21 protein-coding genes and 1 other annotated feature are annotated in these 23,835 nt (G+C 34.5%); of the genes, 18 read left to right on the top strand and 3 right to left on the bottom strand.

Annotation, left to right across the window (positions count from 1 at the left end; translation table 11 throughout):
• The first annotated feature begins 158 nt into the window (after nucleotides 1-158).
• The 4 genes from CRO45_RS05410 to CRO45_RS05395 all read left to right on the top strand — a co-directional run bounded on the left by CRO45_RS05410 (nucleotide 159) and on the right by CRO45_RS05395 (nucleotide 6,029).
• Nucleotides 159-1,334: an MDR family MFS transporter gene (locus tag CRO45_RS05410; RefSeq protein WP_097148612.1), complete on the top strand. Its 1,176-nt coding sequence runs from the start codon at nucleotides 159-161 to the stop codon at nucleotides 1,332-1,334.
• Between the two features lie 307 nt (nucleotides 1,335-1,641).
• Nucleotides 1,642-1,847 (top strand) — a binding site (T-box leader).
• Between the two features lie 144 nt (nucleotides 1,848-1,991).
• Nucleotides 1,992-4,406: a leucine--tRNA ligase gene (gene leuS, locus CRO45_RS05405; RefSeq protein WP_097148611.1), complete on the top strand. Its 2,415-nt coding sequence runs from the start codon at nucleotides 1,992-1,994 to the stop codon at nucleotides 4,404-4,406.
• Nucleotides 4,407-4,638: 232 nt separating this feature from the next.
• The gene (locus CRO45_RS05400; protein WP_097148610.1) at nucleotides 4,639-5,832 is read left to right on the top strand and encodes a class I SAM-dependent rRNA methyltransferase; all 1,194 of its coding nucleotides are present in this window, start codon (nucleotides 4,639-4,641) and stop codon (nucleotides 5,830-5,832) included.
• Nucleotides 5,833-5,846: 14 nt separating this feature from the next.
• Complete coding sequence (locus tag CRO45_RS05395; RefSeq protein ID WP_097148659.1) at nucleotides 5,847-6,029, top strand: hypothetical protein; 183 nt, start codon at nucleotides 5,847-5,849, stop codon at nucleotides 6,027-6,029.
• A gap of 392 nt (nucleotides 6,030-6,421) precedes the next feature.
• Here CRO45_RS05395 and CRO45_RS05385 read toward each other — a convergent pair whose 3' ends face one another.
• Nucleotides 6,422-7,678, bottom strand: coding sequence for a BaiN/RdsA family NAD(P)/FAD-dependent oxidoreductase (locus tag CRO45_RS05385; RefSeq protein ID WP_097148608.1), 1,257 nt, complete (start codon nucleotides 7,676-7,678; stop codon nucleotides 6,422-6,424).
• A gap of 300 nt (nucleotides 7,679-7,978) precedes the next feature.
• Here CRO45_RS05385 and asnB point away from each other — a divergent pair, with 300 nt between their 5' ends.
• The 3 genes from asnB (at nucleotide 7,979) to CRO45_RS05370 (ending at nucleotide 12,400) form a co-directional block, all read left to right on the top strand.
• Entirely contained in the window at nucleotides 7,979-9,838 is a 1,860-nt protein-coding gene (asnB, locus tag CRO45_RS05380; protein ID WP_097148607.1) for an asparagine synthase (glutamine-hydrolyzing), read from the top strand.
• Nucleotides 9,839-10,060: 222 nt separating this feature from the next.
• Nucleotides 10,061-11,677 carry a putative polysaccharide biosynthesis protein gene (locus CRO45_RS05375; protein WP_097148606.1) on the top strand — a complete coding sequence of 539 codons (1,617 nt, stop codon included), beginning with the start codon at nucleotides 10,061-10,063 and terminating at the stop codon, nucleotides 11,675-11,677.
• Between the two features lie 9 nt (nucleotides 11,678-11,686).
• Complete coding sequence (locus CRO45_RS05370) at nucleotides 11,687-12,400, top strand: pseudouridine synthase (RefSeq protein ID WP_097148605.1); 714 nt, start codon at nucleotides 11,687-11,689, stop codon at nucleotides 12,398-12,400.
• A 74-nt stretch (nucleotides 12,401-12,474) separates the two neighbouring features.
• On the opposite strand, the gene CRO45_RS05365 is transcribed toward CRO45_RS05370, so the two are convergent.
• The gene (locus CRO45_RS05365; RefSeq protein WP_097148604.1) at nucleotides 12,475-12,696 is read right to left on the bottom strand and encodes a DeoR family transcriptional regulator; all 222 of its coding nucleotides are present in this window, start codon (nucleotides 12,694-12,696) and stop codon (nucleotides 12,475-12,477) included.
• Nucleotides 12,697-13,175: 479 nt separating this feature from the next.
• Here CRO45_RS05365 and pepV point away from each other — a divergent pair, with 479 nt between their 5' ends.
• The 6 genes from pepV (at nucleotide 13,176) to CRO45_RS05335 (ending at nucleotide 19,148) form a co-directional block, all read left to right on the top strand.
• Nucleotides 13,176-14,567 (top strand): dipeptidase PepV, encoded by a 1,392-nt coding sequence (gene pepV, locus CRO45_RS05360; protein WP_097148603.1) that lies wholly within the window; start codon nucleotides 13,176-13,178, stop codon nucleotides 14,565-14,567.
• Between the two features lie 21 nt (nucleotides 14,568-14,588).
• Nucleotides 14,589-15,443: a D-amino-acid transaminase gene (dat, locus tag CRO45_RS05355; RefSeq protein WP_097148602.1), complete on the top strand. Its 855-nt coding sequence runs from the start codon at nucleotides 14,589-14,591 to the stop codon at nucleotides 15,441-15,443.
• A 109-nt stretch (nucleotides 15,444-15,552) separates the two neighbouring features.
• Nucleotides 15,553-16,533 carry an NERD domain-containing protein gene (locus CRO45_RS05350; RefSeq protein WP_097148601.1) on the top strand — a complete coding sequence of 327 codons (981 nt, stop codon included), beginning with the start codon at nucleotides 15,553-15,555 and terminating at the stop codon, nucleotides 16,531-16,533.
• Nucleotides 16,534-16,550: 17 nt separating this feature from the next.
• Nucleotides 16,551-17,510, top strand: coding sequence for a diacylglycerol/lipid kinase family protein (locus CRO45_RS05345; RefSeq protein ID WP_097148600.1), 960 nt, complete (start codon nucleotides 16,551-16,553; stop codon nucleotides 17,508-17,510).
• Nucleotides 17,511-17,561: 51 nt separating this feature from the next.
• Nucleotides 17,562-18,209 (top strand): tRNA (guanosine(46)-N7)-methyltransferase TrmB, encoded by a 648-nt coding sequence (gene trmB, locus CRO45_RS05340; protein ID WP_097148599.1) that lies wholly within the window; start codon nucleotides 17,562-17,564, stop codon nucleotides 18,207-18,209.
• A 66-nt stretch (nucleotides 18,210-18,275) separates the two neighbouring features.
• Entirely contained in the window at nucleotides 18,276-19,148 is an 873-nt protein-coding gene (locus tag CRO45_RS05335; RefSeq protein WP_097148598.1) for a YtnP family quorum-quenching lactonase, read from the top strand.
• A 203-nt stretch (nucleotides 19,149-19,351) separates the two neighbouring features.
• On the opposite strand, the gene CRO45_RS05330 is transcribed toward CRO45_RS05335, so the two are convergent.
• Entirely contained in the window at nucleotides 19,352-19,666 is a 315-nt protein-coding gene (locus CRO45_RS05330) for a hypothetical protein (RefSeq protein WP_097148597.1), read from the bottom strand.
• Nucleotides 19,667-19,897: 231 nt separating this feature from the next.
• On the opposite strand from CRO45_RS05330, the gene CRO45_RS05325 reads away from it, so the two are divergent.
• From CRO45_RS05325 to ytpR, 5 genes are all read left to right on the top strand, one after another.
• Nucleotides 19,898-20,977 (top strand): M42 family metallopeptidase, encoded by a 1,080-nt coding sequence (locus CRO45_RS05325; protein ID WP_097148596.1) that lies wholly within the window; start codon nucleotides 19,898-19,900, stop codon nucleotides 20,975-20,977.
• 86 nt (nucleotides 20,978-21,063) lie between these two features.
• Entirely contained in the window at nucleotides 21,064-21,585 is a 522-nt protein-coding gene (locus CRO45_RS05320) for a DUF84 family protein (RefSeq protein ID WP_097148595.1), read from the top strand.
• A gap of 74 nt (nucleotides 21,586-21,659) precedes the next feature.
• Nucleotides 21,660-22,172 (top strand): hypothetical protein, encoded by a 513-nt coding sequence (locus CRO45_RS05315; protein WP_097148594.1) that lies wholly within the window; start codon nucleotides 21,660-21,662, stop codon nucleotides 22,170-22,172.
• A gap of 122 nt (nucleotides 22,173-22,294) precedes the next feature.
• Nucleotides 22,295-23,110, top strand: coding sequence for a DUF1444 domain-containing protein (locus CRO45_RS05310; protein ID WP_097148593.1), 816 nt, complete (start codon nucleotides 22,295-22,297; stop codon nucleotides 23,108-23,110).
• Nucleotides 23,107-23,724, top strand: coding sequence for a YtpR family tRNA-binding protein (ytpR, locus tag CRO45_RS05305; protein ID WP_097148592.1), 618 nt, complete (start codon nucleotides 23,107-23,109; stop codon nucleotides 23,722-23,724). Before CRO45_RS05310 ends, ytpR begins: the two co-directional genes overlap by 4 nt.
• Nucleotides 23,725-23,835: the final 111 nt, after the last annotated feature.

Genomic DNA, 23,835 nt, shown 5'->3' with positions numbered 1-23,835 from the left:
ATAAGAAAAACATTATCTCAGGCCAACACTATGTTGGTCACAAAGCCGTTGCCACAGGACGTGGCGCACTTAGGCTTTGTTCATTAATTTGGGGCGAGATGTGTTTTTCTAAGTTGTATATCAATTGTGATTATGAAGTGTGAAATTGGAGGTAATTCATGCCAAAAAGTATATGGCTATTAGTAATAGGAATGCTCGTTAATAATATAGGTAATTCACTCATTTGGCCTATTAACTCTATTTACATTCATGAGGAATTAGGGCAAACATTAACAATTGCTGGATTAATATTAATGATTAACTCTGGAGCAGGGGTTATAGGAAGTTTAATTGGAGGATATTTTTTCGATCGAATTGGTGGATATAAATCCATTTTGATAGGGATTGGAATAACGATATTTGCTTTAGCAGGTTTAACACTATGGCACGGTTGGCCACATTATGTTATTTTCTTAACGATTATGGGGTTCGGTAGTGGAATTGTTTTTCCGTCGATGTTTGCAATGGTTGGGGTGCTTTGGCCAGAAGGTGGTCGAAGAGGGTTTAATACGTTGTATATTGCTCAAAATGTCGGCGTTGCCATTGGTCCAGCCTTAGCAGGGCCCATAGCAGAGTTTAGTTTTACTTATATATTTATGTCTAATTTAGTAATGTACATTATCTTTTTCATGATTGCCTTTTTTGGTTACCGTAATTTAGGAGTGAATGTTCCAACTAGAAATAAAAAGGAAACAGACAAGCAATTAAACGATGGTAAAGCAAAAGATAAAACGCCATTTTATTCATTGTTAATCGTATGTTCTGTCTTTTTACTTGCAACGATTTCATATTCCCAATGGGCGTCTACAATGCCGTCTCATATGCAAGGGTTAGGAATTAGTTTAAGTGAGTATGGTCTTGTTTGGACGATTAATGGACTTTTAATTGTTACACTACAACCATTGGCAAGTCCGCTCTTAAACCGCTATGAACATAAAATTAAATACCAACTAGTTGTTGGTGTAATAATAATGATGCTTTCATTTGTGGTAGTTCAATTTGCAGAAACATTTACAATATTTGCAGTTGCGATGGTTATTATTACGATTGGAGAAATCTTCGTATGGCCAGCAATTCCGGCGATTGCCAACCGTTTAGCACCTAAAGGGTTAGAAGGAATGTATCAAGGAGTTGTTACAAGTGCAGGCTCAATCGGTCGTATGATTGGTCCATTTTTTGGAGGAATTATGGTCGACCAATTTAACATGGACATACTAATTTGGGTACTTTGTTTTATCTTTATCATTGCCATTATTCCATGTTTACTATATGATCGTCCTTTGAAAAAAGTATGAGTTTGTGTACCAGGTACACAAACAATTCTGACAATTTACTACAATTTAAGAAGCGTTGCACAGGGTAATGTGCAACGCTTTTATGTTGTCGAAAGTGGATGAACATAATCTTTATAACTTGAATATTCTGAGTCAAACGCGTTCCTGCCTACTATCAAAAATGTTGCGAACATTCAGAATTGTTTGTGCACCTGTCACCGGAACAATTCTGAATTGTTCCGGTGACAGGTACCCGTTAATTGGTGATAATTTTTATAACACTTGTACTTTTTGAATATTTACATTACAATAAGATACATTATTAATATGTACGACTATGAGAAGGAATAGTAGGTTCGGAAGCTTTCAAGAGAGCTAGCGGTTGGTGTAAGCTAGTAAGTGGAGAATCGAACTCGCCTAGGAGTCAGTTTTAGTGAATAAGTAGCTAAAACCGTTTTCTGCGTTAAGGAATTAAGCTGAGTGCTAGTCACTAACTTGGGTGGTACCGCGGGAGTAAATAATCTCGTCCCTTCTGTAATGGAATGGGGCGAGTTTTTTTATTTTTTGAAATATTTCGTTAATTAAACCTTTTCTGGGTTATTCTACTAAATAGAGCTTAAAATTCCTTCCTGTCGATTTGTTAAAACATCGTGTATATGAAATAAAGGAGGATCAACCATGAGTTTTAATCATGAAACAATTGAGAAAAAATGGCAACAACATTGGGAAAACAATAAAACATTTAAAACATTAGAAGACCAATCAAAACCAAAATTTTATGCATTAGATATGTTCCCATATCCATCTGGAGCAGGCTTACACGTGGGACATCCTGAAGGCTATACTGCAACGGATATCCTATCACGCTATAAGAGAATGCAAGGCTATGATGTATTACATCCAATGGGGTGGGATGCATTTGGTCTACCTGCTGAACAGTACGCATTAGATACTGGAAATGACCCAGCTGAATTTACTGCTAAAAATATCGCGACGTTTAAACGTCAAATTCAAGAACTTGGTTTTTCATATGATTGGGACCGTGAAATTAATACAACGGATCCAGGTTATTATAAATGGACACAATGGATTTTTACAAAATTAGTAGAAATGGATTTAGCCTATGTAGACGAAATCCCTGTAAACTGGTGCCCAGCTTTAGGTACAGTACTAGCAAACGAAGAAGTAATCGATGGTAAATCAGAACGTGGAGGTCATCCAGTAGAGCGCCGTCCAATGCGCCAATGGGTACTACGTATTACTAAATATGCAGATCGCTTACTAGACGATTTAGAAGAAGTAGATTGGCCAGAATCTATTAAAGACATGCAACGAAACTGGATCGGCCGCTCTGAAGGTGCTCAAGTTAAATTTACAGTTGCTAATACTGATAAATACTTTGAAGTTTTCACAACACGTCCAGATACATTATTTGGAGCAACATACTGTGTGTTAGCGCCAGAGCATAAATTAGTAGATGAAATTACAACGGAAGAACAACGTGCAGCAGTAGAAGCATATTTAGAAAAAGTTAAAATGAAATCTGATTTAGAGCGTACGGATTTAGCAAAAGAAAAAACTGGTGTATTCACTGGTGCTTATGCTGTAAATCCGATTAACGGAAAACAAGTTCCGATTTGGATTGCAGATTATGTATTAGCTTCTTATGGAACAGGTGCTATTATGGCAGTTCCTGCACACGACGAGCGTGACTATGAATTCGCTAAAGAGTTCGGATTAGAAATTATTCCAGTTCTTGAAGGTGGAGACATTGAAAACGAAGCATTTACAGGTGATGGTCCACATATTAATTCTGATTTCTTAAACGGACTAAACAAAATAGATGGTATTTCTAAAGCAATTGCTTGGTTAGAAGAGCAAGGTGTAGGTGAGAAGAAAATTTCTTATCGCTTACGTGACTGGTTATTCTCTCGCCAACGTTATTGGGGTGAGCCAATCCCTGTTATTCACTGGGAAGATGGTACAATGACAACAATTCCAGAGGAAGAATTACCACTTGAATTACCGAAAACAAATGATATTCGTCCTTCTGGAACTGGTGAATCACCATTAGCAAACGTTGAAGATTGGGTAAATGTAGTGGATCCTGTAACTGGTAAAAAAGGCCGTCGTGAAACGAATACAATGCCTCAATGGGCAGGTTCTAGTTGGTACTTCTTACGTTACATTGATCCGAAAAATGACAAAGCAATTGCTGACCCAGAATTATTAAAACGCTGGTTACCAGTTGATATTTACATTGGTGGAGCAGAGCATGCTGTTCTTCACTTACTTTACGCACGATTCTGGCATAAAGTTCTTTACGATTTAGGCGTTGTCCATACAAAAGAACCATTCCAAAAATTATTCAACCAAGGAATGATTCTTGGAGAAGGTAACGAAAAAATGTCTAAATCTAAAGGAAATGTAGTAAATCCTGATGACATTATTAGAAGTCACGGTGCTGACACGCTACGTCTTTATGAAATGTTCATGGGTCCACTTGATGCATCTGTTGCATGGTCAACAAATGGTCTTGATGGAGCACGTCGCTTCTTAGACCGAGTATGGCGTTTATTTACTACAGATGAAGGTAAATTAGCTGACAAAGTACAAAACGTTTCAGATACGACTTTAGAAAAATCGTATCACCAAACTGTGAAAAAAGTGTCAGAGGATTACGAACACCTACGTTTCAATACTGCAATTTCACAAATGATGGTGTTCATCAACGATTGCTATAAAGCAGATGTAATCCCAACAGAATATGCAGAAGGCTTCGTAAAATTATTAGCACCAATCGCTCCGCACATTGGTGAAGAGCTTTGGGAAATTCTTGGTCATACAAATACGATTACTTATGAGTCTTGGCCAACTTATGATGAATCAAAACTTGTTGACGATGAAGTTGAAGTTGTTGTTCAAGTAAATGGTAAAGTACGTACAAAAGTTAAAGTTGCAAAAGATGCATCAAAAGAACAACTTGAACAAGTTGCACTTGAAGATGAAAAAGTAAAAGAATTTACAGAAGGAAAACAAGTCGTGAAAGTAATCGCGGTTCCTGGTAAGCTTGTAAATATTGTTGTGAAATAGTCAACTATAACAAATGTCCCCCAATGATGTCATAAATCATTGGGGGGCATTTTATTATACCTATCTAAGAAAAAAACGACATTATTTAAGTTTAAAATACTACACCAAGACAAAAATATATAATATAGAAGTCATTCTCAAAAATTTTAAATAATAGCTCAAATTATTCGTTATCGCTTTTTAAGAAAATGAGTGTCATAATGGATAGATTACAAATAGATAGGATGTCACAATGAACCAAACAATTGAATTAAAAATAAAACCAAATTATGTAGCAGAAATTGCAGAAGGTTATCCGCTAATATTAAAGGATGCGGCAGAACCACTTGATGGATTAGTAGAAGGATCAATATTGAAAATCGTCCGTCCTAACGGTAAATACATCGCAACAGGCTACTACGGGAAACAAAATAAAGGAATTGGTTGGGTATTAACAAGGAATCCACAACAAGAAATCGATCAAGACTTTTTTAAAGATAAAATTAAATCAGCTGTAAAGTTAAGAGAATCTTTTTTCGATGATGATGAAACGACTGCTTTCCGAGTATTTAATGGAGAAGGAGACGGCATTGGTGGTCTAACTATTGATTTTTTTGACGGCTATTATATGCTGAGTTTTTATAGCGAAGGAATTTATTCATTTCGAAAATTAATTATTTACGCTTTGAAAGAAACAGTAAACTACCGTGGTATTTACGAGAAAAAACGTTTTGATACAAATGGTCAATATTTGGAACAAGATGATTACGTCGAAGGGGAAAAAGGCCAGTTCCCGTTAATCATTAAGGAAAATGGTATGAACTATGCTGTGGATTTAAACGATGGTGCCATGACAGGGATCTTCTTGGACCAACGTAATGTCCGTCTTTCGCTTCGTGAAAACTATTCAGAAGGAAAAACAATACTTAACACATTTTCATATACAGGAGCATTTTCAGTTGCTGCTGCACTAGGTGGAGCCTATGAAACAACAAGTGTGGATTTAGCAAAACGTAGCTTACCAAAAACAATCGAACAGTTTAGCGTTAACGGTATTGATTATGAGCAACAGCAAATTAAAGTCATGAATGTATTTGATTATTTCCAATACGCTGTAAGACATAATATGAAATTTGATGTAGTAATACTTGACCCACCTAGCTTTGCACGTACGAAAAAAATGACATTTAGTACGTCAAAAGATTATCCAAAATTAATAAAGGATGCGTTAGCCATAACAGCTCCAAAAGGTATTATCATTGCATCTACCAATAACGCGAGCTTTGATATGAAAAAGTTCAAATCGTTTATTGATAAAGGATTTAAAGAAAGTAATAAGCGATACAAAATTTTAGAACAACATCAACTACCTGAAGATTTTGTTACACCTGAAGAGTATCCAGAATTTAATTATTTAAAAGTTTGTATTATCCAATTAATGAAATAAGGACTGAACTTAACTTGAAATATTCAAAATCTACCATGTTGAAGTTGGTAAATGAAGAACGCGAACTTCACGACGAACTAAAACGGATTAAAAGTGAGATGGGCTTAGAAAAAAATTTAGCGTTAAAAGCTTTATATCATTCAGCAGTCGCAGATGGTGGTCGTTATCAACTACGCTATCAAGAATTAGATGGATAAAAATCAATCGCCCTAAGGTAAAAATCCTTAGGGCGATTTTTTAATATAGTTAACTTGCTATTTTAGGTGGAATACTAGACAAAATACTAGGAATCTCTAAGAAAGTGTCTAGAAAAGGCGGTATTCTGGACAAAAAATCTGTAATCTCTAAGAAAGTGTCTAGAAAAGGCGGTATTCTAGACAAAAAATCTGTAATCTCTAAGAAAATGTCTAGAAAAGGCGGTATTCTGGACAAAAAATCTGTAATCTCCAAGAAAGTGTCTAGAAAAGACGATTTACTGGACAAAAATTCTGGAATCCCCAAGAAAGTGTCTAGAAAAAACACTTAAAGAAAAAAGTTAGTTATTTAGAGTAGATTAGCTAATCCTGACACTATTCAAAGTCAAAGACAATTACTCCATCGACCCTGCACTCATCCCGGCAATCCGACCTGTTACAAGTGCGCTTGTTATATTATAGCCACCTGTATAGCCATGAATGTCTAAAATTTCTCCACAAAAATATAGACCTTGTTTCTTTTTAGAGGCCATCGTTTTTGGTTCAACCTCTTTAACTGAAACACCGCCGCCAGTTACAAAGGCTTTTTCCAATGGTTGTGTTCCATGGACATTCATCGTAAATGAAACGAGCTCTTGGGCTAAACTGCGAATTTTATCTTGAGAGATATCATTGCCTGTTATTGATGGATCGATATTCGAACGGTCAAATAAAAATAATAACCATCTTTCCGGGGCTAAATTTTTCCAAACATTTTTAACCGCTTTTTTTGGATCCTCTTTTAAAAGCTTCAATAAATACTGAAAACATGACTCTTGATTGTACTCTGTTAAAGTTTGGATTCGAAGTTGAACAGGTGTACCACCATTTTTCTTACGCTCTTTCACGATAAATTGACTACAACGTAAAATGGCTGGGCCACTAACACCAAAATGAGTAAAGAGCATGTCCATTTGGTGCGTTACTAGCGTCTTACCTTTACTATTTAAAACGGATACTGCGACATCACGTAATGCTAAACCTTGTAACTCTTTTGACTGAATAAAAGGTTCGTTTGATAATACAGGAACTTCTGTAGGGTATAATTCCGTTACAGTATGGCCAGCACGTTCAGCCCAAGGGTAGCCATCTCCAGTTGAGCCAGTTTGAGGAACCGCTTTCCCGCCTACAGCCACAACAACAGCTTTTGAACGGATTTCCTCACCATTCTCTAATCGGACACCAAGTATCTTTTCATCGTCCATTAACATCTTACTTACTGAAGTTTGAAGTCTAACTTCAACGTTTAATCGTTTTAGTTCGTTAACTAACGCATTTACAACATCTTGAGCCCGATCAGATTGGGGAAACATACGGCCGTGATCTTCTTCTTTAAGTGGCACACCAAGACCTTCGAAAAATGAAATAATATCTTCATTATTAAATATCGTAAAAGGGCCATATAAAAAACGTCCATTACCAGGAATATGTTTCACAATTTCCTCTGCTGGTAATCGATTTGTAACATTACAACGTCCACCACCAGATATCGCTAGTTTTTTTCCGAGTTTATTTCCTTTTTCTATTAATAATACTTTTTTCTTTTGTTCCCCTGCAGCAATCGCTGCCATTAATCCGGAGGGACCCCCACCGATTACAATTACGTCATACATAGTAATAACTCACTTTCTTGTTTAGTTCATTCATATTTTTATTATTTCCAAATTAATAATTTAACAACTGATTGGACACATTAACATTATAGTAACAACGGGCTATCATTCATTGAAACTTTCATAGAAAAGCTTTATAATTTTTAAGCACTGATTATAAATCAGTAAAAGTAAAATAACGATAACGCTAAAATTGTAGCAGCAAATCGTGTTTTTCGAATAGTATCAACTGTATCATACAAAATAATTTTCATGGTATGATAGATAAGTATTGCATTTTTATGGCACGAGGTGAAAAATATGTGCGGATTTATAGGATATATTAACGGAACAAATGTTATTGATCATCATAAAACGATTGAAAATATGATGAATACAATTATTCATCGCGGACCAGATAGCGGTGGTATACATACAGACGACAAAGTTACATTAGGTTTTCGTCGTTTAAGTATAATTGATTTATCAGATGTTGCAAATCAACCGCTTTATAGTGCGGATGGTAACATCGTTCTAGTATTTAATGGAGAAATTTATAATTTCCAAGAATTGCGAGAAGATCTAATTCAAAAAGGACATCCATTTAAAACAAAATCAGACAGTGAAGTTTTAATTTATGGATATATTGAGTACGGTGTAGACTTTGTTAAAAAATTACGAGGCATGTTCGCTTTCTGTATTTGGGACAAAAACAAAGATGAGATGTTTATTGCAAGAGATGGTTTTGGTATTAAACCTTTATATTTCACGAATCATACAACAGATAACACAATTATCTTCGGATCAGAAATTAAATCATTTTTACCACATCCATCGTTTATTAAAGAATTAAACAAAGATGCCATACGTCCATATTTAACTTTCCAATATTCATCGATGAATGAAACATTCTTTAAAGGTGTATTTAAATTACCACCTGCACACTACATGATTATTAAAGATGGTAAGATTACAAACATGGAACGTTATTGGGATAAGAAATTTAATCCAAAAGAAAATTCACTAGAACATTATGTGAATGAAATCCAAGAAACGATGAAAGAATCAGTTGCAGTTCATCAAATTAGTGATGTAAAAGTAGGGGCGTTTCTTTCTGGAGGAATTGACTCTAGTTATGTAACAGCGCTTCAACGTCCTAATAAAACATTCTCTGTTGGATTTAAAGACTACGAATCGATGTTTAATGAAACAACGCATTCAAAAGAATTATGTGATATTTTAGGAATTGAAAACGAAAGTAAATATATCACAGCTGAAGAATGTTTTGAGGCACTTCCAACGATTCAATATCATATGGACGAGCCACAATCAAATCCTTCAAGTGTGCCGTTATACTTCCTATGCGAGTTAGCAAGTAAAGATGTAACTGTTGTTTTATCAGGTGAGGGAGCAGACGAAATTTTTGGTGGATATGAATGGTATCAAAGCTCTAAAAAAATGGATACTTATGAAAAAGTACCATTTGGCCTTCGTAAAGTAATGCGTGGGATTGCAGAAAAAATGCCGAAAAATAAAGTTTCAAACTTCCTTATTAAAGGTGGACAAACAGTAGAAGAACGTTTTATCGGCGAAGCAGTTGTTTGGGATGAAGATGATGCGTTTAACGTATTAAAGCCTGAATATCGTAATGGCCCAACTGTACGTTCAATTACAAAAAGCATTTATGCTGAAGTACCTGATCATGATGATGTGTCAAAAATGCAATATTTAGATTTAAATCTTTGGATGCCTGGCGATATATTACTAAAAGCAGATCGCATGAGTATGGCGCATTCATTGGAATTACGTGTACCGTTTTTAGATAAAGAAGTAATGGAACTAGCGAAAAACATTCCTTCTAAATATCGTGTAAACGAAATTGATACAAAATATGCATTACGACAAGCTGCACATGCGGAACTTCCAGAAGAGTGGGCAAAACGTAAAAAGTTAGGTTTCCCGGTTCCAATTCGTCATTGGTTAAAAGAGGAAAAATACTATAAACTAGTGAAAGATATGTTGCAAGCTGATTTCACACATGAATTTTTCGATGTGAATCAGTTAGTAGGCTATTTAGATGAGCATTATACAGGTAAAGCTAATCGTGCTCGTTATATTTGGACTGTGTATGTATTTTTAGTATGGTATAAACGTTTCTTCGTTGACGAACAAGCAGCCTAAATCCTTCTAAAGTAAATAAAAAGAAACTGACTTAAGGACTGTCTCAAAAGGATGATAACAATTCTTTTGAGATAGTGCTTCTTTTTTAATGGAAAATAAATACATAACCTTATGGATTAATATACATATATTCAAATGTTAAACTATAATAAGCTAATCGGAATGTATTGTAAAATTTATTACATAAAATATTCTCAACCTTAAATAGATAGGATGGATTAGATGTCCACTTTGATGAAAGGCACAGCGATATTAACAATAGGTATGTTTTTGTCGAAGGTGCTCGGGTTAATTTACATTTTTCCTTTTTACGCAATAATTGGTGAGGAGAATTTGGCTTTGTATCAGTATGCCTATATTCCTTACTCAATTATGTTAAGTATAGCAATTTCTGGTCTCCCACTAGCAGTTTCAAAGTTTGTATCTAAGTATAATACGCTAGGTGATTACGAATCGGGCTATAAATTGATGAAATCTGGAATGCTAGTCATGACAATCACAGGAATTGCTGCATTTCTTCTGTTAAATGCACTAGCTACTCCAATAGCAAATGTAGTTATTAAAAGTGATGAACAAGTGTTTTCAGTTGAGCAAGTGGCGACAGTTATCCGTTGGGTAAGTTTTGCACTTATTGTAGTGCCTTTTATGAGTTTAGTTCGTGGATTTTTCCAAGGATATAACAAAATGGAACCAACGGCAATTTCCCAACTTATAGAACAAATTGTACGTATTGTGTTCCTATTAGTAGGGTCATTTATCATTGTTGTTTTGTTAAAAGGTAAACCTGAAACAGCCATTTCATTATCGGTATTTGCAGCTTTTATAGGAGCAATTGGTGGGTTATTAATTTTAGGGGTTTACTGGAAAAAGTATAATGAGGAATTTACTCTTTTACGAAATAGTAGTAGAGGAACAACTTCTAACTTACAATTGTCGAAAATTTATAAAGAAGTGCTAACTTATTCTATCCCAATCATTTTTGTTGGACTAGCAAATCCGTTATTCCAACTTGTTGATATGCTAACGTTTAATAATGCGATGGCATCAATAGGAATGTCATCAGTATCTGACATTTACTTTATGATGATCAACTTTACTACTCATAAAGTTGTAATCATTCCTGTCATGCTAGCAACAAGCTTATCGTTAGCTCTTATTCCAACGATAACAAAATACTTTACACAAGGTGAATATGGATTATTACGTAGTGCGATGGACAAATCCTATCAAATACTAATTTTCATCACACTACCTGCAGCATTGGGAATTTCAGTTTTATCAAATGAAATTTACTTTATGCTCTATTCTGAAAGCGAGATGGGTGCTTCAGTTTTAGCTCACTATGCGCCAGTAGCAATTCTATTTGCTTTGTTCCAAGTAACTGCAGCGTTATTACAAGGAATTGATTATCAAAAGTGGATTATCTTTAGTTTGTTAACAGGTATTTTAGTGAAATTAATGATCAACACACCATTAATTAAAGTAATGCAAGCAGACGGTGCAATTCTTGCCACTGCTATTGGATATGGTATTTCCATCGTCATTAACTTATTTGTATTGAAAAAGGTACTTAATTATCGTTCGAAAATGGTACAACGTAGAATCTTATTAATTGTCATTTTATCAATTATTATGGCTGTGGCAGTGTTTATTACACAAAAATTGTTAATTGCAATGTTAGGACCAGTTGATAGTAAAATTTCAGCTATATTCATTTCTATTATTTGTATTGGTGTTGGAATTGCTGTTTACGGTATTTTGTCATTTAGACTTGGTTTAGCTCAAAAAATGTTAGGTGATAGAATTACTAGACTTGCAGCAAAAGTCGGGCTTAAGTAGGAGGCATTCATGCGTTTAGATAAATTATTAGCAAATATGGGGTTTGGATCACGTAAAGAAGTGAAACAACTACTGAAACAAAAGGCAGTAACTGTTGACGGGGAAGTAGTAAAAGATTCAAGTATGCATGTGAATCCTGAAAGTCAGATAGTAATGGTATATGGTGAAAGGGTAGAGTATACAGAGTTTATTTACTTAATGATGAACAAGCCTCCTGGAGTTATCTCAGCAACGGAGGATTTGTACGATAAAACTGTAATCGATTTACTAGATCCATTATCACAACATTTTAAGCCTTTTCCAGTAGGGCGACTCGATAAAGATACAGAAGGGTTGCTTTTAATTACAAATGACGGACAGCTAGCACATAATTTGCTGTCACCGAAAAAACATGTACCGAAAATCTATTATGCAAAAATTAACGGTACTGTAACCGAAGAGGATATCAAAGCGTTTAAACAAGGTGTCGAATTAGATGATGGCTACCTTACGAAACCTGGTGAATTGAAAATATTAAAATCAGGTCCCCAATCTGAAATTGAGTTAACGATTCAAGAGGGGAAATTTCATCAGGTTAAGCGAATGTTCGAAGCAGTAAATAAAAAAGTAACTTATTTAAAACGGCTCTCGATGGGGACACTAAGTTTAGATGAACATTTGAAACTTGGTGAATACCGGGAGTTAACTTCAGAAGAGTTAAGTGCATTAAAAAATATTGAATAAATAAAAAGAATGACCCCGACGAAAGGTCATTCTTTTCTTATGTTTGATTAAGTTTAGAACTTAATTCATATAATCTACGATGTTAACTTCACTTTTTTCTTCGTCGTTGTCCATTTGCCTCTACTCGGACTAGTGACCAAGTTATTGAAGGCTAACACATTCAAATCTCTTTGAATGGTGCGAGGAGTGATATTGAACTCTTCGACTAAATCCTGTGTAGACACCACACCTTTGTCAAGGATAAACATGTACACGTCTTTAATACGATTAAGCATTCTGTCAGTAGTTGGTTTCATTAAAATGAACCACTCCTTCGATCTTAATTCTCATGGCAAAGACTAGCGGACGACTTCAATTGTGCTCGAGGTGCACAGGCTTTAAATTTCTGCCTTAGACATCCCCTTTTTTGATAGAATTTTTAGTCAAAACTATTAGTTGACAAGGTCATTATAGCAACAAACTATTAAAATTTCCATTCATCTAATATAAAATTTACAAAGTTTGTACAATTTAAAAATAAAAATTATTTAAGTGAAAGCGAAATAATGTGAATTTTATCGCATTGTATTTACTGTTAGAAGGAGTAAAATAATGTTAATTTGCTACAACATTATGTTACTCACATTTGTATAAAATGATAATGGCAAATATCATTGTTTCATTAAAACTTACTGCCTAAATAAAGTGATCGACTTCGCCGAATTCCAAAGATTTCTACCTTGCTCTAGAGAATTTTGGCGAAGACTGTATTTAAAATTAATAAAGAGGTGTTTTTATGGATTGCTTAAAATTTGCCCAATCGAAAAAAGATGAGTTAGTTTCTGAATTACAACAATTAATACAGATTGAAAGTGTCCTAGATGAAAAAAATGCAACCGCCCAAGCTCCATTTGGTATCGGCCCGTTAAAAGCTCTTGAGTGGATGTTAAACAGAGGCGAGGAAAACGGTTTCAAAACAAAAAATATTGATAATATGGCCGGTCATATTGAAATGGGAGCAGGCAACGAATTACTTGGCATATTGTGTCATGTCGATGTTGTTCCAGCAAGTAATGGGTGGACATACCCTCCTTTTAAAGGTGAAGTAGTAGACGGTAAACTCTATGGACGAGGAGCAATAGACGATAAAGGACCTACAATTGCGGCCTGGATTGCAATGAAAATGATAAAAGAGGCTAATATTAAATTAAACAAACGAGTTCGTATGATTATTGGTGCAGATGAAGAAAGTGGATTTAGATGTGTAGAGCGTTACTTTGAGAAAGAAGAAATGCCTACAATCGGTTTTGCTCCTGATGCAGATTTTCCATTAATAAATGCTGAAAAAGGAATTGCAAGTTTAGAGTTTACGTTAAGTAATCATATGCAAGAGTCTGAACAATTAATATCATTTAATGCTGGAAAAAGAACAAACATGGTACCAGATCATGCGGAGGCGGTAATAGAAAACGTAACTTCGCAATTCATTAAAGATTTTGAAAACTTTTTAGAGAAAAATAAATTAGAAGGTACTATAATAAAAAAAGACAATCAGTTCATCGTTACAATGAAGGGTAAATCAGCACATGCAATGGAACCTGAAAAAGGTATTAATGCAGCTGTGTTATTAAGTAAGTTTTTAGTAGACTATGTAAACACGGGTGCTGGTAAAGAATTTATTCAATTCATTTTACATGTATTTGAAAATGATCATTATGGAAAAGCATTGATGTTAGACTTTGAAGATGAGATGTCTGGAAAAACAACTTTGAACCCAGGTGTAGTTTCATATAATCATCTTAAGGGCGGAAGCATACAAGTTAGTATGAGGTACTCAGTATCTTATCCATTTGATGAAAAAATTACGAAGGCCCAATTGGAACTTTCAAATTCACCTTTCACTTTAGATATCCTTTCAAATTCAACACCACATTACGTGAGTGAAGAGGATGACTTTGTTCAAACGTTATTACAAGTCTATCGAAAATATACTGATGATTTTACAGGCCCGTTGTCTACAGGTGGCGGTACCTATGCTAGAACGATGAAAAAAGGTGTAGCATTTGGGATGTTGTTCCCTGGAGAACCTGATCTTGCTCACCAAACAGATGAGTATGTTGTCATTGATAATTTAGTAAAGGCAGCAGCGATATACGCTGAGGCGATTGTTCAATTAGCAAGTAAATAAATTTGAAGGAAGAGTGCGTTTATGAGCTACACATTATGGAATGATAAAATTGTTAAAGATGAAGAAGTACTTATCAATAAAGAAGACCGTGGATATCAGTTTGGTGATGGTGTTTATGAGGTTGTAAAAGTATATAATGGTGAAATGTTTACAGTTGATGAACACGTTGATCGCTTTTATGTAAGCGCGGAAAAAATCGGTCTTACAATTCCTTATACAAAAGATAAACTACACAAATTATTACATGAAGTGGTTGAAGTTAATAATTTAGGAACAGGTCATGTTTATTTCCAAATAACTCGAGGGACAGCACCACGTGTTCATAATTTCCCTGTGGGTAATATTCAACCTGTACTTACTGCTTATACGAAAGAGAATAAACGTCCTTTTGAAAACTTTGAAAAAGGTGTAAAAGCGACATTTGTTGAAGATATTCGTTGGTTGCGTTGTGATATTAAATCACTGAACCTATTAGGTGCGGTTCTTGCTAAACAAGAAGCGGTAGAAAAAGATGCATATGAAGCAATTTTACACCGTGGAGAAGTGATAACAGAAGGTTCTTCTACAAATGTATTTGGTATTAAAGATGGCGTATTATATACACATCCAGCAAATAATTTAATTTTAAAAGGGATTACGCGTACTGTCGTAATTGAATGTGCAAATGAGATTGGTCTTCCTGTAAAAGAAGAGTCATTCACAAAAACTGAAGCTTTAGCGATGGATGAGTTATTCGTTACTTCAACGACTTCTGAAGTAACACCAGTCATTCGTATTGATGATACGGATATTAATGGTGGTAAAGTTGGCGAATGGACTCGTAAATTACAAGCTCAATTTAATACAAAAATTCCTAATTCACTTCAAGTGAAATAAACATTAAAGAAAGGATAGCCTCTATATGAGTGCTATCCTCTATTTTTTTATAGAAAGCTACGGTAAAATTAAATGAAGGCGGCAATTTTGTATTTAGGGAGTGTCAAGATTGGCTCAATTAGTAAAATTACAGGATTATATTTCTAGATATCAAATCGACATGAATCGATATCCTGCACAGTTCGTTCGTATGAAGAAAAGTGGTTGGGAGCGCATAAAGAGCGAGTGGGAATCTGGAGAGCTTGTTCAAAAATGGGAACATATGAATGATTCCGTTTCAGAAGAAGTAGAAATGAAAAAACAACGCTTTTCACTAATAAAAAAGTTATTTAAGCGGAATCAACAAAACGGTGAAGCGGTTGAGCAAGTGGATGAGATTCAAACTGAAGGAACGCTTGGAGAAGAATCGCTACCTGATGACGAAACAACGCTTTTGTTTGAGCCTAACATTGTATACAATCCCCAATCGATCGATGAGTTAAAGAAAATATTTATCGACCAATTTTTTCACTTTCAAATTAAATGGGCGAGTTCAACGTTACGGGAAAAGTCCTTTGTAAATTCTAAATTTATAGGAGACAGTTTTTTAAGAACGGTATTACAAACATTACCTGATAATTATTTAGTGCTTTATTATCCAATCGTAAAATTAAAAAAGGCACCAATTGAATTAGATGTAGTTATTTTAACTCCACTTGAATGCTTATGTATTACGATTGTTGAACGTGAAAATTATGCTGTTTATACAGGTAGTAGTGAAAGGGAACATTTTTGGGTGAAAAAAGTTGGTGAATCCGATACGAAAATATTGAATCCGATCATTCAATTAAATCGTATGGAAACAATTGTATCTCAGCTTTTTACTCAAAATAATGTAACAATGCCCATTCGAAAAATTCTACTGTCAAGAAATGGTTATTTCGATTATCCTGGCACTATTTATAATTTACAATTTATCGATAAAAGAAATTATGAAAATTGGATTGATGAGTTAAAACATTTGGCTTCGCCTATGAAACATATGCAAATTCAAGCTGCTAAAACATTGTTAAGTAATGTTGAGACTACATCGTATAATCGTATGTTATAGATGAAAGGATGGTGTAAGTGGAAGTTCATTTTATCGTCAATGAAAAGGCTGGTAATGGTAAAGGGAAGAAGATATGGAACAAACTGAAAGATCAATTATCCGTACAATATTTCGAACATATTACCCAATTTAGTGGTCATGCACTACAATTATCCGAGTCTATTTCAAATAGTAACTTACATCAAAGTGATTTTGCATTGATTGTTGCAGTGGGTGGAGATGGAACGATACATGAAGTGTTAAATGGCATTGTAGAAAAAAGTAATATATACATTGGATTTGTCAAAGCAGGATCGGGTAATGACTACTCAAGAGCATATCATTCCTTTCAGTCCGCAAAGGAGATTGAATTATTTTTGAAAACTCCTTATGGAATGAGAATGGACAGTGGTCTAATCCAAGCCACGTTAGATATGAATCGGAAATTTATTAATAATGCTGGTATTGGATTTGACGGATTCGTTTCGAGGAATGCAAATCGTTCAAAAATAAAAGGACTGTTAAATAAATTCGGATTAGGCAAACTCAGTTATGGTTTTTTAACAATTACTTCATTATTTACATTTAAGCCTTTTAATATAGAGGTTATAGTAGATAATAGGCGATTTGAATACAAAAAAGCTTGGTTTGTTACAGTAAGTAATCAGCCATATTTCGGTGGAGGAATGAAACTTTCGCCTGAATCAAAACCAGATGATGGTGTACTTGAAGTGACCATTGTTCACAATCTTCATCATTTGAAGCTATTATTTTTGTTTGGTACCGTATTTTTGGGAACACATACAAAACTATCAGAAGTTACCCAATTGAAGGGAACACAAATTCAAGTTCGAGTCGAAGAGCCTCAGTATTTCCATGCAGATGGAGAAGTATTAGGTTCTACAAATCAAAATTCTCCTATTACATATCGAATTCTAAAAGATTATTGGATTTCTACAGACTACAATAGAAATTCCACGCCAAATCTTTCGAGATAAGTTATAATGTTATAAAATTTACGTACATCTAAGAAATGAGGAAGAAAGACAGTGAGATTAAGAAATAAACCATGGGCATTAGATTTTATTAATGAACATCCAGAAATTATTATTCCAAATCCAGAAGAACATTTAGGAAAGTGGAATGAAATTTTTGGCAACGACAACCCTGTACATATTGAGGTTGGGACTGGAAAAGGACAATTTGTAACTGGGATGGCACTACAAAATCCCGATATTAATTATATTGGTATTGAACTTTATGATAGTGTTATCGTAAGTGCGTTAGAAAAAGTATTAGAAGCAAACTCACCAAGTAATTTACGATTATTAAAAGTGAATGGTGCAGATTTAGCAAAGTATTTTGAGAAAAACGATGTAAGTCGAGTGTATTTGAATTTTTCTGATCCATGGCCAAAAGCCCGTCATGAAAAACGACGCTTAACTTCAGATGGATTTTTAAAATTATATGAATCTATATTGATTGACAATGGGGAAATACATTTTAAAACGGATAACCGAGGACTTTTTGAATATTCATTAGTGAATATGTCACATTATGGTATGTTACTAAAATATGTTTCACTTGATTTACATGCTAATATGCCAGAAGGCAATATCATGACAGAGTATGAAGAAAAGTTTTCTCAAAAGGGGCAGCCGATTTACAGACTAGAAGCACAATTTATTTCAAAATAGATAACATATTGTGCTCAGGTGCGAATGCTATATTCGTAGTTGAACAATTGTAAAGGGGAGAAATGGATGGACAAACTACATTTTCACAACATGACACTTACATGGCTAGATGGGGGCGTTACGTCATTAGACGGCGGAGCTATGTTTGGAGTAGTACCGAAACCTTTATGGACTAGAAAATATCCTGTGAATGAAAAAAATCAAATCGAGTGTGCAACAGAACCGATTCTGATTCAATATGATGGGAAAAACTATTTAATCGATAGTGGTGTTGGATTTAATAAGTTAAACGAAAAGCAACTTCGAAATTACGGGGTAACAGAAGAGTCTGCTATATTAGAAAGTTTAGAGAAGATAGGGTTAACAGCTAATGATATTGATGTTGTACTAATGACACATTTACATTTTGATCATGCAGGCGGTCTCACTCGTTGGGAAGGTGAAGAATTAGTTCCTACATTCCCAAATGCAAAAATCTATACAACAGAAATTGAATGGGAAGAAATGCGCAATCCAAATATCCGTTCTCGTAATACGTACTGGAAGGAGAACTGGGAGCCTGTTCAACACCAAGTGGAAACATTTAAGGATTCCATTGTAGTAGCCCCAGGTATTGAAATGATTCATACAGGTGGACATAGTGATGGACATGCAATTATTAAATTAACCCAAAATGGAGAAACATTGCTTCATATGGCAGACATTATGCCAACACATGCACATCAAAATCCTTTATGGGTAATGGCATACGACGATTACCCAATGACAAGTGTGTTTGCAAAAGAAAAGCTAATGAAAGAAGCTTTAAGTCAAGGTTATAAATTTATCTTCTACCATGATGCTTACTATAGAATGATTCAATGGGATGAGACAGGTAAAGATATTGTTGACTCTTTAAAAAGAAGTAAAGAGGCATATATTCAATTCCAGAAGAATTGATTTGAAGGAGGCTCCCTTGAAATTACAAGGGAGGCTTTTTTAATAGAATTGAATTAAGGAACGAATGTTATAGGGCGAATACGCATTGAAATGGTTCTGAAATGTCTTATAGAAGCATTCAATGTGATAAAACCAGTTCCCTTACACAAAACAAATCACCTGGCTCTCAAGAGGACAGGTGATTAATCCGCGTATCAATTTAATTAAATTCTTTTCAAATCCACAATCACACCTGAACGTGCATCTGCAGCAAATTCAAATGATTCCATTTCTCCGTTGATGACTCTTGATATGCCACCTTTATAAACAGGGATGGTTGTCACCCCATTATGGAAATCCTCAGTTTTCATATAAATCCATGAACCGTCAATTGGAGCTTCTTTTTTAAATTCTGATTTTACACTATTCAATACTTGATTTGCAGGAATAAATGGTGCAACTCTTTCAGCTGTTTCCTTTATGATAATTGCAGCTGCAAGTCCTGTTGCCATACCTATTAAAAAACTACGTAGTTTCAATTGCCACCCTCCTTTACAATTTTCATAATTTTATCATTAAATTTCCATTTCGTCTTGTCTGTATTTTTTCATATTCAAAATCATAATGGGCAAAGTATACAAGAATCATGCATGAATCCACAACATTCGAAATGGTTCGAAACACATTACTGCTATGTTAGAATTATATGGTATTCAGCTCTAATTGTGCTAAAATAGAAAACAACTTACATATGATGGGGAGTGGACCTTTTGAACAGTGAGACCTTTAGTTTATTTAAAACATTAACAGAGTTACCTGGTGCGCCTGGTAATGAACACGCAGTAAGAAAGTTTATGCGTTCAGAGTTAGAAAAATATTCAGATGAAATCATTCAAGACAATTTAGGCGGCATATTTGGTGTAAGAAAATCAGAAGATCCTAATGCTCCTAAAATATTAGTAGCTGGCCACATGGATGAAGTAGCATTCATGGTAACAAGTATTACAGAAAACGGAATGATTCGCTTTCAACCATTAGGTGGTTGGTCAAACCAAGTATTACAAGCTCAAAGAGTGACAGTTTATACGAAAGATAAAGAAATTCCGGGGGTAATTGCAAGCGTACCACCTCACTTATTAACAGAACAAGAACGTTCAAAACCAACTGAAATTAAAAATTTATTAATTGATGTTGGTGCTGATAGTAAAGAACATGCAAAAGAACTAGGCATTCAACCAGGTCAATCTATCATTCCAGTATGTCCATTTACACCAATGGCAAATCCTAAAAAAATAATGGCAAAAGCTTGGGATAATCGATATGGTTGTGGATTAGCTATCGAATTATTAAAAGAACTAAAAGGTGAAAAAGTATCAAATCATCTGTATTCAGGTGCGAACGTTATGGAGGAAGTTGGGTTAAGAGGAGCACAAGTTTCTGCTAATATGATTCAACCAGATCTATTCTTTGCTTTAGATGCTTCACCAGCAAATGATACGACAGGGGATAAATCACAATTTGGACAGTTAGGAAAAGGTGCACTTGTTCGTATATTTGACCGTACGATGATTACTCACCGTGGTATGAGAGAATTTGTACTAGATACTGCTGAGTCAAACAATATTCCTTACCAATTCTTCGTTTCAGCAGGTGGCGGAACAGATGCTGGACGAGTACACACTTCAAACAATGGTATTCCAAGTGCAGTTATTGGGATCTGTTCACGATATATTCATACAGCAGCATCCATTATCCATGTAGATGATTATGCAGCTGCTAAAGAATTACTAGTAAAACTTGTTAAATCAGCTGACCGTACTACAGTTGAATCCATCCACTCAAATGTGTAAAGTAAAAAGGTGCCACTTGGCATCTTTTTTCTTTTTTATTCGTTAAAATATAGTGTCTATTATAAATAGTTTTGGAGATGAACATAATGCTTGTATCCATAGGAACAAAAAATAGAGCAAAAACAGCAGCAGTTACAAATATAGTAAACAATTATCTTGAAAATGTTGAATACAATCATCTTGAAGTCCCTTCTGAAGTCTCAGAACAACCACGATCTGATGATGAGACAAGACAAGGTGCAATCAATCGTGCGTTAAATTCATTAAAAATATCACAAGCCGATTTGAATTTTGGCCTAGAAGGTGGAGTAAGAGAAATAGATGGCAAAATGTATTGTTGTAATTGGGGAGCACTTGTATTAAAAGATGGTACTGTCATAACAGCAGCAGGGGCTTTGTTTTTATTACCAGAAGAAATTGCAGATGAAATTCGTATAGGAAGAGAACTAGGTCCAGTTATGGATTCTTATACAAACGAAAAAGGCATTCGCCACAACAAAGGGGCAATTGGTGTTTTCACAGCAAACTTAATTGATAGAACAGAAATGTTTGAACATATTGTTAAGATATTAATAGGTCAGTATTTCTTTATGAAAGAACATGAATAATTTAAAGCACACTAATAAGATGTTAGATACACTATTCATTTAAGCATCACGCTTACAGAAAGTGAGGGAAAATAGTGAAAAATAAACTGTTTTTACTATTAACAACACTATTAATACTTTTAGTCCTCGCTGGTTGTGGAAAACCAGTTGAGGAACAGATAGAGACCGGTATGACAAATGTAGAATCCATGTTTAAAGAAGGACCAAAAGAAACAAATAAAGAGATTGGTGAAATAGAAGTATATTTACCAACAGGGTATACAATTGAAGAAAGTGAAGATAAAACGAATTACCTATTAAAAAAAGGTGACCAACATTTTATCTTATTTGTTAATCCGAATGAACAAAAAAACAGTCATTTACTATATGATTTATTCAAGGAAAATCAGGCTAAAGAAATTGTTGAAGAGCAAAAGTTTGAGACTAATGATTCTTTCGGTTTTACTGCAATTCTTGAAAATGATGAAGATAGTTATGAACTAATTGCTAGCAGTGGTGGAGTGAAAATATCTACATTATCCTCTGCTAAAAATATTGATGTTACATTACAAGAGATGATGCAAATAGCTCATTCTGTAACTTTCTAGCCATTTTATGATATGATGATATACATGTATTGGATGTCCGAATGTGACGTTCTTAGAGTTGTTCCATAGATTATAACGGGACAACTCTTCATTTTTGTAAAGCAATTGAGGTGAAAGTAAAGTTGAAATCACATGAACTCGTAGATCGATTAAAAGAGCAATTAGGTGAAAATCGATTTGAATATCATTTTGATAGTGAAAAAGACGATTTAAGAATTGACCATATAAAGTTAAAACATGGAATGACGTTACACTTATCTGACATTTTAGCTAAATACGAGACAATGAAAGAAAAGGCGATATCGGAAGTTGTCTATACGATCGAGCAGACCTTTGAAGCTATGGAAAAAGAAGCGAATGAAGAAATTTATGAATTAGCAAATGTTTTTCCGATCATTCGTTCCACGTCCTTTCCACTAAAGTCTAAAGAAGGGTCTCCATTCATTACAACTGATCATACTGCAGAAACACGTATTTTTTATGCACTTGATTTAGGTAAAACTTATCGAATTATCGACGAAAAAATGTTAGAAAAATTAAATGTAACTGAAAAACAAATTCGAGAAGCTGCCCGTTTTTCCGTGAAAAAATTATCTACTAAAACTAAAAAAGATGAAGTTGCTGGAAATATATTTTATTTCTTAAACGAAAATGACGGATATGATGCAAGCCGAATACTAAATGAATCTTTCCTAAAAGAAATGAGTGCTAAAATTGAAGGAGATATGACGGTATCTGTCCCACATCAAGATGTATTAATAATTGGTGATATACGAAATGAAGTTGGATACGATGTTTTAGCTCAAATGACAATGCACTTCTTTTCAGTTGGAATGGTACCAATTACTTCGTTATCATTTGTCTATGAAGATGGGGAACTTGAACCGATCTTTATATTAGCTAAAAATAAAGTAAATAAGGAGCAAGATGAAAAATGATTATTTCTTACAACAAACCATATGTAGGTGACGTATTATTAGTTCAATTAGCAACTGAGCCGATTGTAACAACAGAAGTTGAACGCGTTGGTGATTTTGCAATTTTGAAGGAACAAGCAACGCAGGAAGTAAAAGCATTTAATCTATTTAATGCTAGTAAATACATTGAATTGGACGTACAAGGAAATGTAGAAGTTACTCCCGAAATTGTTGAAAAAATTGAAAAAGCAATGGTAGAAAATAAAGTCGATATTTCTTTAAATGTAGACTTCACTCCAAAATTTGTTGTAGGGTATGTTGAAGAAAAAGAAAAACACCCTGATGCAGATAAGTTAAGCATTTGTAAAGTAAATGTTGGAGATGAAACATTACAAATTGTATGTGGTGCACCAAATGTAGAGGCAGGCCAAAAAGTTGTTGTTGCAAAAATTGGCGCCGTTATGCCTTCTGGTTTAGTAATTAAACAGTCAGAACTTCGTGGTGTTGCATCTCATGGAATGCTTTGCTCAGCTCGCGAATTGGCGATTCCTAACGCACCAAGTGCAAAAGGAATTTTAGTTTTAGAAGATAATTCAGAAGTTGGATCACCATTTGTCGTTCCAACAACTCTATAAAGTCTCATCTAGATGCTAGAGATCAATTCTCTAGCATTTTTTATTGTTAAATTGTTTATTCATTGTTATCTAATTGAAATATTAGTATGTTATGCTTTGACCTGAATGAAT

Source organism: Ureibacillus acetophenoni (assembly GCF_900220965.1).
Lineage (GTDB): Bacteria > Bacillota > Bacilli > Bacillales_A > Planococcaceae > Ureibacillus > Ureibacillus acetophenoni.
The sequence above is the reverse complement of the archived record's forward strand: the minus strand, read 5'-3'. Positions and strand labels throughout refer to the sequence as shown.